Origin of the sequence: Arthrospira sp. PCC 8006, from assembly GCF_046480465.1 — a bacterium.
GTDB lineage: Bacteria > Cyanobacteriota > Cyanobacteriia > Cyanobacteriales > Microcoleaceae > Limnospira > Limnospira platensis.
Map to the genome: position 1 here is coordinate 1 of NZ_PKGG01000128.1, position 14,979 is coordinate 14,979.

The following is a 14,979-nucleotide window of genomic DNA, read 5'->3' on the forward strand; positions in this document are numbered from 1 at the left end:
GCCAAGGCTGAAAGGATGAATACAAGAATCTTCAATTATTACATCGCCATTGTCACGATGATAAAACAGCTCTTGATGAAGAGATGTTGCTGTACTCTTAACAAGGAGACGGTCAAACTAGGAGCCGTATGAGGTGAAAGTCTCATGTACGGTTCTGCTGCTGAATGGGAGGGGTAGACCGTGAGGTCTATCTCGAACCCTAATTTAGCTTTGTGCAGCCCAATTATGGCGATTGCCTATATACCAAAAAACTCTATGGACTGGCCAAAATTACCCGACTGGCTTACCTCATCAATTCACTGAGGGACTCGCGCCCTTTGATGGTTTGTCAATGGGCGTATTCAGCCCTTGACCTGTTCAAAAGTTTAAGTATAATGTCAAAAGCCTTTCCTCCCATTATATAACAATGATTCCCTGTCAAAACTAAAGATTTATTTAATGGTATAATCTTGTTAACCAAGTCTTTACGGTTAACCCTCGAATCTAAATCACCTCCCTGATAGTATATTGTTGAGGAAATCCCCCAGTAAATGAGGCGATCGCAGTTGACTATTTTCACTATTAGTGGTATAATGCGACACCCTTATGCCAACTCAACTAAATTATGTCAAACTATTAACGATAATGGTTTGTTAGGGGGGTTATATGGCGCGAGGAGATCAGATTTATGTTTACCGGGAATTTCTGAATATGGATGGAGTCTACGAACATCACGGTATTGACTGTGGAGACGGGACAGTTATCCATTACCGCAAACCCAGCGAAACCATTGAACGAACATCCTTGAGAACTTTTAGCAAAGGTAAACCAGTTTATATTCGCAGTTATCCAGTCCGCTATATTCCCGAGACCACCATACAAAGGGGAGAAAGTCGGCTAGGGGAACGCAAATATAATCTACTATTTAATAACTGTGAACATTTTGCCACCTGGTGTGTAACCGGAGTGAGTGATAGCCGACAAATTCGTGATTTTATTCCAGTTATCAACCATATAAATGTTGATAGTTTAAACGACCCGATCGCCAAAGCCTTACGAACAGCGCCCAACGATAATTTACCGCAGTTAATTAATAATGCCTTAACCGATATTAGAACCGCGTGGAATGATATTCAACCCCAATATCAAGAAGCCTTAGCCGAAATGAAATCCTGGCATCAAGTAGCAATTAACGCCATGAAGCAAAACCGGGAAGACCTAGCCAGGGAGGCACTAAAACGTAAACAAACCTATAAACAAAGGGCGCGGGAATTAGAAGCGGACTTAAAAAAACTAGCAACTCTGACTGAAGATTTAGTACAACAACAAACCCAACTGTAGCCCAAAAACGAGGCATAAAACTATGGCAAAATCTCCAGATAATCACCGTAAAAGTAGCCCGTTCAAATGGTGGAGTAAAATTCTCCTAATTTTAGGTTTATGTATATTAGTGGGTGGTTGTCAATTTCAACCCCCGACAACAGAGGGAGTGATTAACCTAACTTTGTGGCATGGAATTAATCCCCCACCCAACCGGGATGTTTTCCAAAAGTTGGTCGATCGCTTTAATCAAGACCATCCCCATATTCAGGTAGAAGCGCTATATATTGGTCAACCGGATCAACAAATGCCGAAAATCTTAACCGCAGTAGTCGGAAATGCGCCGCCAGATATTTTATGGTATACACCAATTATTACAGGTCAACTGGTAGAATTAGATGCCATTAAACCGATTCAAGATTGGTTAAATAACTCCCCGGTAAAGGCAGAAATTGATCCGGCTTTATGGACAGGGATGGAATTAGAAAATCAGATTTGGTCTGTACCTATGGCTACTAATAATACAGCCATTTTTTATCGTCCGAGTTTATTTGCAGCCGCCGGAATTGAGACCATACCTTCCACTTGGTCAGAGTTCCGAGAAACCGCCACCAAATTAACAACAGCCGGGGAGAAGTATGGGATAGTCTTACCCCTAGGAAAAGGGGAGTGGACGGTGTTTACCTGGCTACCATTTATGTATAGTGCGGGTGGGGAATTGGTGAGAAATGGTGAAGCCAATTTAGTTAATCCTGGGGCGATCGCCGCCTTAGAATTTTGGTCAAACTTGATAAAAGATGGTTCCGCAATTCTCTCCGCACCCGAAAGAGGTTATGAGCAGGATAACTTTATTTCTGGTAGGGTAGCCATGCAAATTACCGGACCGTGGACTTTAGGTTATCTCGACCAAATTGGTATTGATTATGGAGTGTTTCCTATTCCGGCGGAAAATCAACAGGCGGCGGTAGTTGGGGGTGAAAATTTGTTTGTGATGAAAACCACCCCAGACCGAGAAAAAGCCGCCTTAGAGTTTCTCGAATATGTAGTCGGATCGGAATTTCAAACCGAGTGGAGTTTAGGAACCGGATATTTGCCGATTAATTTAACAACTCGCCTTGACCCCCGTTATCAAGAATATGTTGCTAAACAACCGGCTTTAAATGTCTTTTTACAGCAGATGAATTGGGCGGTATCTCGTCCGAATATTCCCGGATATAGTCGCCTTTCCGAAAATTTGGGTAGGGCGATCGAGGCTACACTATTAGGAGAACCCCCCCAGTCCGCCCTGAAAGCCTCTCAAAACCGCCTTAGACTTGCGTTATAATCGACAGCCTAGATTTTCCCGTCCCGCCCAAAATTTGAATAAATTGCCTGATCTAAAAATGCTGTTAATATCTCCTAAAACATGAGTTATTGTATTAACCCCAAATGTTTACAACCTCAAAATTCTGACCAGGAGAAATATTGTCAGAGTTGTGGTTTTTCCCTGTTGCTACACAACCGTTATCGCCCCATACAAGCCCTTGGACAAGGGGGATTTGGTCGAACTTTTTTAGCGAGAGATGAAAGCAGGCCATCCCATCCTTCTTGTGTGATTAAGGAGTTTGATTTTCCCGAAAAAAATGCCAGCTATAATCATGCAGTCAAGTTATTTAATCAAGAGGCGGTGCGCTTAGATTGTTTGGGGGAACATCCTCAAATTCCACGGCTATTAGCTTATTTTGAAGAACATCAACTTTTGCTATTAGTTCAAGAGTATATTCCGGGGAAAACCTTATTACAAGAATTGGAAGAAGATGGATTATTTGATGAACCCAAAATTTGGCAGATATTACGGGATTTATTACCAGTGCTTAAATTCATTCACGATCGCGATATTATTCACCGAGACATCAAGCCAGCCAACCTCATCCGTCGCCGTCTTAGACACCCTTTACCACCCTCTCCTATAGCTTTTAATAACCCAGATACCATAGGGGAAACTAGCACCAGTGCAGCGATAGGTAATTTATCCTCAAAGTCAATTCGCGATCGCCCTCGACCATTACCGCAGCCACCCCCTCGACCATCAGTAAAATCGAGAAATTCGGAATCTCAAATAATCGAAAAGGGTCTGATAGTATTAATTGATTTTGGCGTGGCTAAGTTACTAACAGCCACCACCATTAGTCGCACAGGAACTATTATCGGTAGTCCCGAATTTATGGCACCAGAACAAACTCGCGGGCGAGTATTTCCAGCTAGTGATTTATATAGTTTAGGCGCAACTTGTTTATATTTACTTACCGGAGTTTCCCCCTGGAATTTATATGATACCGTCCTCGAAAAATGGGTTTGGCGCGATTTTTTATCCCCCGAACGTATGGTTAGCGATAAATTAGGAAAAGTCCTTGATAAATTAGTCAATAATCAAATCCTAAAGCGCTATAATTCGGCGGCGGAAGTGTTAGCGGCTATCTCCACATCACCCCCCAAGACCTCCCCTCCCACCCAGAAAGTTCTCAAACCTCAGTCCCCACCTAAAACCGCCCATMAAGCCTCAAAAACTAGGAAGCATAAAACCTCCCCCCCATCATCGGAACCCGCGAATTTAACTGACAATTTAAAGGGTAATTTTCAGGCAATGTTAGGGCGAATCATACCCGCCTTAACTCAACCCCCAGATGATGAATATTTGGCTTCCGAGAGGGGTGGAGACTATGGAGAGTTACAGAAATTATTAGCGACCCATAGATGGCGAAAAGCTGACCGAGAAACCTGGATTATGTTATGTCGCGCGTTAGGTAAAGGCGGACGACCCTACTTACATTATAGTGATTTGAACAAGTTACCTTGTGAGGATTTAACCATCTTAGATAACTTATGGGTTAAGTATAGTAATCATCGCTTTGGGTTTAGTATTCAAGCCCAAATTTATCTACAGGAAGGGTCAGACTATGGGAAATTTTGCGATCGCGTCGGTTGGCTAAAGTCTATCGGACACGACCCCTCACTGGGTTTTCGCTATAATTTTAATCTTCCCAGAGGACACCTTCCCACCCGCCTTTGGGTGATGAATGGAGGTAAGTGGTGGCTACATTTGGAAATCATCAGCCAACGACTAAAAGACTGTGGGTTAATTTAATTGGCTAGGCTAGGCTGGGGTGCGGTTTGCTCCCAATTTTTGTTGAATAACCTGATGGGATATAGTTAAATCTAATCATCCTAATAATGACTATCTATTGATGGGTTATTCTATCCTCTCCCTCTATGTTGGTCTGTTCTCTGTCACCGAGACACAAATTATTGTATTATAATTGAATGTGATACTCTCAGGACTCAACATCTAATGACAGAAACCCCTCAACCAACTACAACCCCCAACTTACAAGAACCAAAATTTGGGTTTAACTCCTATTCGGAACGCCTCAATGGTCGCGCGGCGATGATTGGATTTGTGATTACTTTGGCGATCGAATATTTCACCAAACAGGGACTACTAGCTTGGCTAGGGTTAAGCTAAATTGCTATTTTCCGCCGTGAATCCGGCGATTTAACGCCCACTAACCCCCCAGCTAAGGGGGGGGATCATTACAACCCTACCAGGTCTTTAAAGGCAGATTTATCGGGTATTTGGGCAGTGAATTAGGGGGCTTCAGCGGCTTGGGTATGCCTTTCTAGGGCTAATTCAATGAGTTGATTTACCAATTCGGGAAAGCTGACTCCTGTGGCTGACCACAGTTGCGGATACATACTTAAAGCTGTAAAACCGGGGAGGGTGTTGATTTCATTCAGCAAGACTTCTCCGGTTTTTTCGATATAGAAGAAATCCACCCGCGCTAGTCCAGCAGCATCGACAGCGAGGAAGGCTTCGATCGCCATATCTCGGACTTTAGAAGCGATCGCTGTATCAATAGGCGCTGGAATCATCAGATTAGCTTTGCCATCAGTATACTTAGTTTCGTAGTCATAGAAATCGCTATTATAGCTAATTTCTCCCACCACCGACGCTTTCGGATAATCATTGCCTAAAACAGCACATTCTAGTTCTCTGGCTTCGACTCCCGCTTCTACAATAATTCGCCGATCATAGGTAGCCGCAGCATCTAAAGCGGTTTCGAGTTCCTGACGCGATCGCACTTTGGAAATGCCAACAGAGGACCCCAAATTAGCAGGTTTCACAAAGCAGGGATAACCCAAAGCCGCATCAAGGTCATCGCATAATTTCGGGAAAATACAGGGGTTAGACCATACTTGACTACGCCGCACTGCTTGATAACGCACTTGCGGAATTCCCGCCTGAGAAAAAGCCATTTTCATGGCGATTTTATCCATACCAACCGCAGAACCGAGAACCCCCGAACCCACATAAGGCACTTGCATTAAGGTTAACATACCCTGAACTGTGCCATCCTCACCATTGGGACCGTGGAGAATTGGAAACCAAAGGTCTATATCCTTGACAGTGGCGGGGTTAGGAATGCGATCGCTTGGTATCACTTCCCCTGTCACTGTTAGGGGTTGACCCGACTCTAAAACCGCTTCCGCCTCCGTCCCTCTATGCCACACCCCATTTTTTTCTATATATATGGGGACTACCTCATATTTACTGGGGTTTGGGTCTATAGAGAGTGCATTGGCGATCGCCTTAGCCGAGGTAATGGAAACCTCATGCTCTCCCGAACATCCACCAAACAACAGTCCAACCCGGAGTTTTGTCATATTACCTTACAACCTAATTTCCCGATTAACTTTGACACAATCTCTGGAAAAATCCAAGCTAATGGCGGGATATTTTCTTATGTAACCGTAGATGACATACCGTCCATTGTCATATTAGTTCGCTTGTGATGATTGATTCACCACAACCATCCTATCATATTGGGGGCTTATTTGATATGACAAAACATTAAGTAATTTTCCCTAAAATAGAATCGTTAAGCTATAATAAAACCTGTTAGTTAAGGAACCCAAGTAAAATGATTAACTTGTCCCTAGTTAAAGCCCAACACACCCTCTGACAGATGAAATTCCGTCGGTTTCTCTCTGATAGTGAACAGACTTTTCCTGATGTCAGCTTGCTTTCCCACAATGATTGTTATCTGGGAAAGTGGCTTTATGGTAAAGGATTATCTGAATATGGCAATTGCCCGGAAATCAGGTCCTTAGAAAAAGTTCACCGTCAACTTCACCAGGTCGCTAAAAATAGCATTACCCTAAAATGTCTGGGTAAAGTGGAATCAGCTTACCAGGAAGTTCACAAAATCGAACCTCTTTCCCAACAAATTATCACTTTGTTGGAACGTCTGGAGAAAAAAGTTGCAGCTTTAAGATAAGTTAGCTTTAGCAGACTAAGCGCCAGCATTTGACTGTCCCAATGAAGAATAGGTAAGGGATATATATTTTCGGTTTTCCAAGTTTTTTTTAATCCATTACGCTCAACCTATAAAGACGTAGTATCTAAAATTTCAATGGTTGGCAAAATCCCAGTTTTATGGTTTTCCAAACCTTCTCTAAAATCCTGCACATTTTCCTTGCCTGATTCTTGCAAAGCCTTTAATAGGGTCGCCGTTTCCGTCACTAATTTATCGACATTAATATCAAAATAACTCGGCTGATAGTAACCCAGGCGAGAAATTCCTTCCCCCATCAAAATAACTGCTCCTTGCCAATTATCATTACTGAGATGATACAGAGAAACAGCAATTTGTAAAATGCCTTGATAAAACCGCTTTTCAGGTTCTCCGGCTTCCATCCAGATAGCTTCTAAAGTATCATGGCAGGCGTAAAATTCCCTTTGATTAAACTCATTAATTCCTTGCCAAAACTCAGGAGGAATATCTTTAACCATTGTCTTATCCTTACCTATAGCACAACCCGCGACATTACATAAATAATATAATCCCCCTGTGAATAAGGGGGAGTTAGAGGGAGTTAGAGGGGGGTAAAATAACTTTTACCTGTTCCCTAGTTACTGGTGATATGGTAGCTCAAACCATGCTTTTTCTGGCTTCTTCTAACACTTCCATCTCAATGGTTTGCTGATCTCCGGCAAAATCATTATCTGGGGTTAAGAAAAGCATACAATGGCACTCTTTGCGTTCCCGCATGGGGATGCAAGGACAATTCCAGAAAGCATCTTTGACCTCTGCCTCTTTATCTTCATAGTGGCGGCAGGGACATAGGGGGGAACCTAAATCATCCTTATGCTTGGCAAGTCCTTCAATTACTACCGCTGTCACTGAGGGTTCAGCACAAAAATAGGTTCCAGTTCGTTTAGCATACTGTTCGGCGAATCGTTTCATCGCCTCTAGGCTTTTGGGAGTGGAGAGTTTTTCGTTGATCTGCTCTGTCATTATGGAAGCACTCTTGACTAAATCCGCTTTTAATATTTTAACCCAAAACCGGATCTTGTTCAAATTCTACCTAGGGCGATCGCCAAAATTCCCCATTGGTCTTAGGCATCCCGTTTAGGTTGGCACTACATATTCACCTCGCAGACGTTGTATAATTTCCCGAAACCGATATCCGTCCTCATCGAGAGATTGCTCAATTTCTGTGGTAGAACTATTAGTTTCCGAAGCTAAGGGTTTTTGTTGACCAAACTGGGTCACAGTATTTCGGAGACGATAGGACAAAAACTTACTTACTGCTCGATAAAATCTCAGAGAAAACAAAGCATCCCACTCCAATTTTTCTGATAATTTTTCACGAGGAACCGATAAGACTAAACAAGGTTCTTTGGCGGTAACTGTTGCTGAAGGCATACGACCATCAACAAAAGACATTTCTCCGATAACTTCTCCTATACCCAGTGTAGCCACTTCTCGATTTCCCAAGGCGGCTACTGATGCCACCAATGTACCATCAAGAACGATATAAAGAGCTTCAATTAGCTGACCTTCTGTAATTAAAACCATGCCAGACTCAAGTTGCTGTTGCTGACCATTAGCAATAATCCAGTCCAGGTCACGATCGCTTAATTCTCCCAAAATAGCTAGTGTTTTATTCATAGGTCATCACGAAGGTAATTATTAACAATTTTAGGATAGCTGAATAACCAGTTATCACCTCACCCGTGAATCAATTAATTAATTACTACTCCTCACTATTTGGCTGTTGTCTGGCACCCTAATTTCCTTAACTGTTGATAGCCTATCGATAGCCTACCGATGGCTTAATACAATTGTAGCATAAGCTGCTTACGATACTGAGGGATAAGTGGATGGTCTGTGCCGAGGAGGTCAAACACTGCCACCATAGCCTTTCTAGCGCCATCTTCGCGATATTTACGACTAATGCCGACAATCTTTAGAAATAATGAAAGACCCGCCTCATATTCCTCATTAATGATATGCTGACAGGCTTGAGCATAAAGCTGTTCGATTTCGGTTTCTCCAGGGTTTTCAGCAGCGGCTCGAAATTCGATCAATTTTTCCACCGCACGGGCTTTAGCATAAAACTCTTGGTTATCGGGTCTAATAGTTGCCAACATTTTTTGGGCGGCTTCAATTTGATTAACGGAAATCAGAAACTGAGCAGCTTTAATAATTAGTTCGGGATGATTGGGATATTTTTCAAACAAAAAATCAAACAAATCTTTGGCTTGTTTCAGATTGCCGGAATTGGTAGCATTATCAATAGCTTCTAATCCATTTTCCAAGTATGATTTCAGGTTAAATCCTGCCAATATTTGCCGCAGTTGAAGTTCTGATATCGCACCGACAAAACCAGGTTTAACCTCTCCTTTGGTAATTATGCGGACATCAGGAACCCCCTCAATGCGATATTGACTGGCTAATTCTGGATTGCGATCTACATCGACCTTGGCTAAGATAAAATCGTATTCCCCCGTCAGTCGCTCTAGTATTGGTTTCATGATTTGACAAGGGCCGCACCAGGTGGCAAAAAAATCCACCATCACTAAAGTTTCCCAGGATTTATCAATAACTTCCGCCTGAAAATTATCCTGGCTAACATCAATAGCATATCCCATCTGAACCTCCTACAATAGATAATAATTAATCAACTCTCGAACATTTCAACTACCATATTAGCCAATTTTTGAGCGGCTCCAGGTTGTCCCCGGACCTGTCGCAAGCGATCGCTAATAGTTTCGAGACGGTGGGGGTTTTGCAAATATTCCAAGATGCGATCGCCAATAAATTCTGGCCTTAGCCTTCCCGAAAATTCCGGGACTATTTCTGACCCCGCCCAAATATTCGGCCAAGCCAATAACTTACCAGTGCGCTGTATATACCATAGTGCGGCGCTATTAATTCCCCTAGCCATGAGGCCACCAACACCAGGCAAATTTGCTAAAATTCCCGGGATACCATCCCACGATCGCATAGCATCAAGTTGATAACTCGGAAGTAAAACCGCCATAGGTATAGCTAAAGCACCCAATTGAGCAGTATTAGCCCCCACCGTAGTCACAGCGAAACAGCAGCGGGAAAGCAAGGAATAAGCGGGGTGGGGAGTATACAGATAGACCTGTAACCCGGTTTTAGTTTGTAGCATGAATTGATCACCTATCTGTTGGAGATCGGCGGCTACACCAGGGAAATAATTAACCACGGGATTATATTCAGGGTTAGCCAGTTGTGCAATAGTGGAGACTTCCACCGTGGGAGCCACAGGAATGATAAATTGAGTTTGAGGGCGGCGCTGGTGGATATATTCGGCGATCGCCAAAGTCAAGGGTACACCCTGAGCCAGTTTAGCCATTTTCGAGCCCGGAAGCAGAGCAATAAGTTCCGTCAGAGGTGGCTGTAGCAGCGAGTAAGGCTTGATTTCCTCCGGGGTGGGGGAGGAAGTCACATCAGCCATCAAGTCCCCTATAACAGTGCATTTTGAGGCGTATAAGTCAGGTATACGGCTAATGATTTCCGGTTTCATGACCGCAAATTGGTCAACCCACCGCCACCAACGGATATCCCATTCTCCGTAAACTATACTTTGATATCCGAGGCGGCGGGCAATGATGGGGGTAAAGGCTTGGTCGCCGCCTAAAAATAATACTAAACCCTTTTCTCGCCAATCCCAATTTTGGGCAGTTTTTCCTAACAGTAAAAATTTCCAGAAATGTTGGGAACCCTGAACCCGGTTAATTCCTAAAAGCGATCGCCCGATTTCTACTTCCTTGCCGGTAGCGTGAGGACAGGGTGATAGAATTAGGGAAATTCTCAGATCTTTATGGCGATCGCTATTTTGAGATCTAATAGCTTCTAGGACTGGTCGCACCCAGGTAGTTAATTCTCCTGGTCCGTTGGAGAGGATAAGGATATCGGCGGCTGTGGACATGGCTTGGCGATCGCTTAGTTATCATGATTAAGTATTATCTAATTTTCGCCTCTCAACCAGGTTTCTGATAACCTCTAATAAGTGCTATGAACTTTAAGACCAGTGGAAAGTCAACCTGCTCACCCTAACCCCCTCAGTCACTCCTCAGACTGGCGTTGGCCATGGTGGCCCTTAGTCCCCCTTTACCCATTTAGTCAGCGTCGCACCATTCGCCGAGAAGTGGTTAGCGATCGCATTTGGACTTTTGAGCAGATCCAAGGTATTCTCTATGTGGTGGTTCCCATTCGCATGACCGTCATTCGGTTGGATATGGGGGGATTATTAGTTTATGCTCCTGTGGCTCCTACTCCTGAATGTGTTAGACTGGTGAATGAGTTAGTGGCTGAATATGGAGAGGTGCGCTATATTATCCTCCCCACCACCTCCGGTCTCGAGCATAAAGTTTTTGTCGGTCCCTTTGCGCGGAAATTTCCCAAAGCCCAGGTTTTTGTGGCTCCAGAGCAATGGAGTTATCCGTTAAAGTTACCCTTGAGTTGGTTAGGTTTACCGGCCAAACGTACCCATATTTTACCAGCAGATTGTTCGGAAACTCCCTTTTCTCGTGAGTTTAGTTATGCCATTTTAGGTCCGATTAATCTAGGGTTAGGAACCTTTGGGGAAGTCGCCTTTTTCCATTGGCGATCGCAAACCTTATTACTCACAGATACCATAATTTCCATTCCCGAACAACCCCCCGCCATAGTGCAACTCGAGCCGTATCCTCTCCTATTCCACGCGCGAGATAATGCCTTTCAAACCGTGGCAGATCACCCGACCACCCGCCAAAAAGGATGGCAGCGAATTACCCTATTTTCCCTGTATTTCCAACCAGATACATTAGACCCACTGCCATTAAAACAAGCTCTCAGTGACGCTTTAAAAGCCAGCGATCGCTCTCGAAAAGCCTATTTTGGTTTATTTCCCTTCCAGTGGCGATCGGGCTGGGAAGAAGCCTTTAACACCCTGCGAGGAGACGGCAATATATTAGTGGCTCCCATTCTGCAAACCCTGATCTTGAATCGCTCCCCACAAGTAACCCTCGCCTGGGCGGATCGTGTTTGCGAGTGGAATTTTAACCGGATTATTCCCTGCCATTTTGACGCACCCATCACAGCCACCCCCCAAGCATTTCGGGAGGCTTTCAGCTTCCTAGAACCCCAGGAAGCGCCGCCACAAGGTTATTTAGGCAGTTCAAAGCACCCCCTCCCAGCGGGAGATTTTACCATCCTCCAAAATATAGATAAACGCCTAAACCAATGGGGAATTACTCCCCCCCCAGCATCAGCGAAAATGCCGTAAATTTATCGAATAGGTAACCCTAATAATCACGAACTATGATATAATAGTTTGTGAAATATCATCGGCATTTGCATCCCGAAAAATACCCATAACTCAAAGGCGATCGCCACATCTGACCTAAATATATTACTGTGGCGGAGAAGGGAGTTGATGCAAGAAAGCCGGTTTTTCAGAGTCAGGGAGACCGCAGCACACCAGACCAGAGTATAATGAACAATGAGAGACCTCGAAAACACCTATAAATGACCCGATTTATCTACGACCAATTCACCAAACAATATATCCAGGAACTGTTGATGCAATTAGGTCAAACTGAAACCAGTAAAACCATGGCTTCAGAACGGCGAGAAATTGACATATTTTTCACCCCCCACCCCGAAAACATCGGCGAGGCTAGTCACCTAGGCTTATTGGGAAGATTAGCCACCACCAGTGCGATTTTTGAACCCTTTAGCAATGCGGTTAAACCCAGAGAAATTCGCAGTTGTCTGGTGAAGCTCCTAGACCTGATAGCGGAATTGGAACGGCAAGCCACCCGGGAAAAAAGACGGCTCACTCCCGCACAATTACCCCAGTTGTGGATTCTGACCCCCACCGCCTCCCCCGCCATTCTAGCAGATTTTGGCGTTACGGTAGACCTGGAAAACTGGATGAGTGGGGTGTACTTTCTCCCCAAGGGACTAAAAAGCGCTATTATAGTCATCCACCAACTACCGCCGACACCAGAAACCCTATGGTTGCGGATTTTAGGGAAGGGGAAAGTCCAAAAACAAGCCTTACAAGAACTGTATCAACTACCGGCAGATAATCCCACCCGAGAAACCACGCTAGAATTACTGTATAACCTGCGCGCGATGCTAGAAGCGCGGCAAAATTTAGCCCCAGAAGAGAGGGAGTTAATTATGGAACTATCACCCCTGTATTTACAACGCTTACAAACTGTTAAGCAAGAAGGTATCCAGCAAGGAGTCCAACAAGGTATCCAACAAGGACAGCGATCGCTCCTTGAAAGTATGTTACAAGTTAAATTTGGTGCGGTGGATGCAGAATTAGCTGAGATTATCGAGGGGTTAATTCAAGTTCCCCCCTTGGAGCAAGCACAGTTGATTTGGCAGTTATCACGGGAGGAGCTTTTGGCTCGGTTTTCCGGTGACTTGTGAACCTGGTGGGGGTGTTCAAAGAGTCGCGGGGTGGGGTACAATCAAGGTGCGGTGGCGCGAGGCTTCACTGAACCGACACCACCGAACCAAGACTCACCGGAGGCGGAACCATGTCGAGTTGGCGTGAGAGATGGCAAAATCTATGGCGGTTTCTCAACACCCCTTTATTCACTTCCCCGACTCCGGGAACCTCTAACCCGACCGTTGAGGCGATATCCCCTGAGTATTTAGCGATTTGGTTAGAAATCCTGAAAGCCAAAAAAAGGGGATTAAGCGGGAAAGCCGTCTATACCATTTTCCAAAAATACCAAGACCAACTCGACCTCGATTTTGCCGAAACCCTCCGCCAATGGTTTCACTCCCAACTCGACCCCGATGATATTGAGAAAAATCAGGACCTAGCCCGAAACCTTTATAATTTTGCCGATGATATTAGTGATTTCCCATTAGGCAGTCGAGCCAATAATCTGGAAATTGCCATTCTTGCCTACAAAGCAGCCTTAGAAGTCCGCACCCGCAGCGCCTTTCCCGAAGATTGGGCAACGACTCAAAATAACTTGGGGAATGCCTACTCTGACCGCATCCGGGGAGAGCGAGCCAGCAATATGGAGGAGGCGATTCGCTGCTACGAAGCCGCCTTAGAAGTCTACACCCGCATCGCCTTTCCCGAAGATTGGGCAATGACTCAAATGAACTTGGGGATTGCCTACTCTGACCGCATCCGGGGAGAGCGAGCCAGCAATATGGAGGAGGCGATTCGCCGCTACCAATCCGCCTTAGAAGTCTACACCCGCATCGCCTTTCCCGAAGATTGGGCAAATACTCAAATGAACTTGGGAGTTACCTACCATTACCGCATCCGGGGAGAGCGAGCCAGCAATATGGAGGAGGCGATTCGCTGCTACCAATCCGCCTTAGAAGTCTACACCCGCATCGCCTTTCCCGAACAATGGGCAAGGACTCAAAATAACTTGGGGATTGCCTACCGTAACCGCATCCGGGGAGAGCGAGCCGACAATATCGAGGAGGCGATTCGCTGCTACAAAGATGCCTTAGAAGTCCGCACCCGCAGCGCCTTTCCCGAAGATTGGGCAAATACTCAAAATAACTTGGGGAMTGCCTACWATTACCGCATCCGGGGAGAGCGAGCCGACAATATCGAGGAGGCGATTCGCTGCTACGAAAATGCCCTARAAGTCCGCACCCGCAGSGCCTTTCCCGAAGATTGGGCAGATACTCAAAATAACTTGGGGAATGCCTACTATTACCGCATCCGGGGAGAGCGAGTCGACAATATCGAGGAGGCGATTCGCCACTACCAATCCGCCTTAGAAGTCCGCACCCGCAGCGCCTTTCCCGAAGATTGGGCAAAKACTCAAATTGGCTTGGGGAATGCCTACTATTACCGCATCCGGGGAGAGCGAGCCAACAATATTGAGGAGGCAATTCGCCGCTACGAAGCCGCCTTAGAAGTCTACACCCCCACCGCCTTTCCTGAAAAATGGGCAATGACTCAAAATAACTTGGGGAATGCCTACAAGGACCGCATCCGGGGAGAGCGAGCCAACAATATTGAGGAGGCRATTCGCTGCTACCAAGCCGCCTTAGAAGTCTACACCCCCACCGCCTTTCCCGAAGATTGGGCAGATACTCAAAATAACTTGGGGAATGCCTACTATTACCGCATCCGGGGAGAGCGAGCTAATAATATTGAGAAGGCAATTCGCCGCTACCAAGCCGCCTTAGAGGTCCGCACCCAAGGCGCCGATTGGGCAGATACTCAAAATAACTTGGCGACTGCCTACAATTACCGCATCCGGGGAGAGCGAGCCGACAATATCGAGGAGGCGATTCGCCGCTACGAAAATGCCCTACAAGTACGCACCCGCAGCGCCTT

14 protein-coding genes and 1 pseudogene are annotated in these 14,979 nt (G+C 45.2%); 9 read left to right on the forward strand and 6 right to left on the reverse strand.

The annotated features are described in order from the left end of the window. Window positions 1–11 precede the first annotated feature (11 nt). The 5 genes and pseudogenes from B9T16_RS17415 to B9T16_RS17435 all read left to right on the forward strand — a co-directional run. A pseudogene (locus B9T16_RS17415) lies at window positions 12–101 on the forward strand (HNH endonuclease); the annotation flags it as partial. A gap of 544 nt (window positions 102–645) precedes the next feature. Next, window positions 646–1,320, forward strand: coding sequence for a lecithin retinol acyltransferase family protein (locus tag B9T16_RS17420; RefSeq protein ID WP_410245357.1), 675 nt, complete (start codon window positions 646–648; stop codon window positions 1,318–1,320). A 22-nt stretch (window positions 1,321–1,342) separates the two neighbouring features. Further along, entirely contained in the window at window positions 1,343–2,623 is a 1,281-nt protein-coding gene (locus B9T16_RS17425) for an ABC transporter substrate-binding protein (RefSeq protein ID WP_410245358.1), read from the forward strand. An 81-nt stretch (window positions 2,624–2,704) separates the two neighbouring features. Next, window positions 2,705–4,423, forward strand: a complete 1,719-nt coding sequence (locus B9T16_RS17430) for a GUN4 domain-containing protein (protein WP_410245359.1) — start codon at window positions 2,705–2,707, stop codon at window positions 4,421–4,423. A gap of 204 nt (window positions 4,424–4,627) precedes the next feature. Then, window positions 4,628–4,801, forward strand: a complete 174-nt coding sequence (locus B9T16_RS17435; RefSeq protein ID WP_006622850.1) for a hypothetical protein — start codon at window positions 4,628–4,630, stop codon at window positions 4,799–4,801. Between the two features lie 122 nt (window positions 4,802–4,923). Here B9T16_RS17435 and B9T16_RS17440 read toward each other — a convergent pair whose 3' ends face one another. Next, on the reverse strand, window positions 4,924–6,000 hold the full coding sequence (locus B9T16_RS17440; protein WP_006617436.1) for a D-alanine--D-alanine ligase family protein: 1,077 nt from the start codon (window positions 5,998–6,000) through the stop codon (window positions 4,924–4,926). Window positions 6,001–6,302: 302 nt separating this feature from the next. Here B9T16_RS17440 and B9T16_RS17445 point away from each other — a divergent pair, with 302 nt between their 5' ends. Then, the gene (locus B9T16_RS17445) at window positions 6,303–6,614 is read left to right on the forward strand and encodes a CZB domain-containing protein (protein WP_410245360.1); all 312 of its coding nucleotides are present in this window, start codon (window positions 6,303–6,305) and stop codon (window positions 6,612–6,614) included. 107 nt (window positions 6,615–6,721) lie between these two features. Here the strand turns inward: B9T16_RS17445 and B9T16_RS17450 are convergent, their stop codons facing one another. The 5 genes from B9T16_RS17450 to B9T16_RS17470 all read right to left on the reverse strand — a co-directional run bounded on the left by B9T16_RS17450 (window position 6,722) and on the right by B9T16_RS17470 (window position 10,584). Next, on the reverse strand, window positions 6,722–7,129 hold the full coding sequence (locus B9T16_RS17450) for a DUF309 domain-containing protein (RefSeq protein ID WP_006617434.1): 408 nt from the start codon (window positions 7,127–7,129) through the stop codon (window positions 6,722–6,724). A 139-nt stretch (window positions 7,130–7,268) separates the two neighbouring features. Continuing rightward, a complete protein-coding gene (locus B9T16_RS17455) occupies window positions 7,269–7,634 on the reverse strand; it encodes a ferredoxin thioredoxin reductase catalytic beta subunit (protein WP_006617433.1) in 366 nt (121 codons plus the stop codon). A gap of 114 nt (window positions 7,635–7,748) precedes the next feature. After that, the gene (locus B9T16_RS17460) at window positions 7,749–8,291 is read right to left on the reverse strand and encodes a cyclic nucleotide-binding domain-containing protein (protein WP_006617432.1); all 543 of its coding nucleotides are present in this window, start codon (window positions 8,289–8,291) and stop codon (window positions 7,749–7,751) included. 164 nt (window positions 8,292–8,455) lie between these two features. After that, window positions 8,456–9,274 (reverse strand): tetratricopeptide repeat protein, encoded by an 819-nt coding sequence (locus tag B9T16_RS17465; protein WP_410245361.1) that lies wholly within the window; start codon window positions 9,272–9,274, stop codon window positions 8,456–8,458. A 29-nt stretch (window positions 9,275–9,303) separates the two neighbouring features. After that, window positions 9,304–10,584, reverse strand: a complete 1,281-nt coding sequence (locus B9T16_RS17470; protein WP_006617430.1) for a hypothetical protein — start codon at window positions 10,582–10,584, stop codon at window positions 9,304–9,306. A 102-nt stretch (window positions 10,585–10,686) separates the two neighbouring features. On the opposite strand from B9T16_RS17470, the gene B9T16_RS17475 reads away from it, so the two are divergent. The 3 genes from B9T16_RS17475 to B9T16_RS17485 form a co-directional block, all read left to right on the forward strand. Next, a complete protein-coding gene (locus tag B9T16_RS17475; protein WP_410245362.1) occupies window positions 10,687–11,922 on the forward strand; it encodes a DUF4336 domain-containing protein in 1,236 nt (411 codons plus the stop codon). 242 nt (window positions 11,923–12,164) lie between these two features. Next, window positions 12,165–13,082 carry a hypothetical protein gene (locus B9T16_RS17480; protein WP_014274226.1) on the forward strand — a complete coding sequence of 306 codons (918 nt, stop codon included), beginning with the start codon at window positions 12,165–12,167 and terminating at the stop codon, window positions 13,080–13,082. Window positions 13,083–13,192: 110 nt separating this feature from the next. Beyond that, a partial coding sequence (locus tag B9T16_RS17485; RefSeq protein ID WP_410245363.1) for a tetratricopeptide repeat protein occupies window positions 13,193–14,979 on the forward strand: 1,787 nt, incomplete at its 3' end.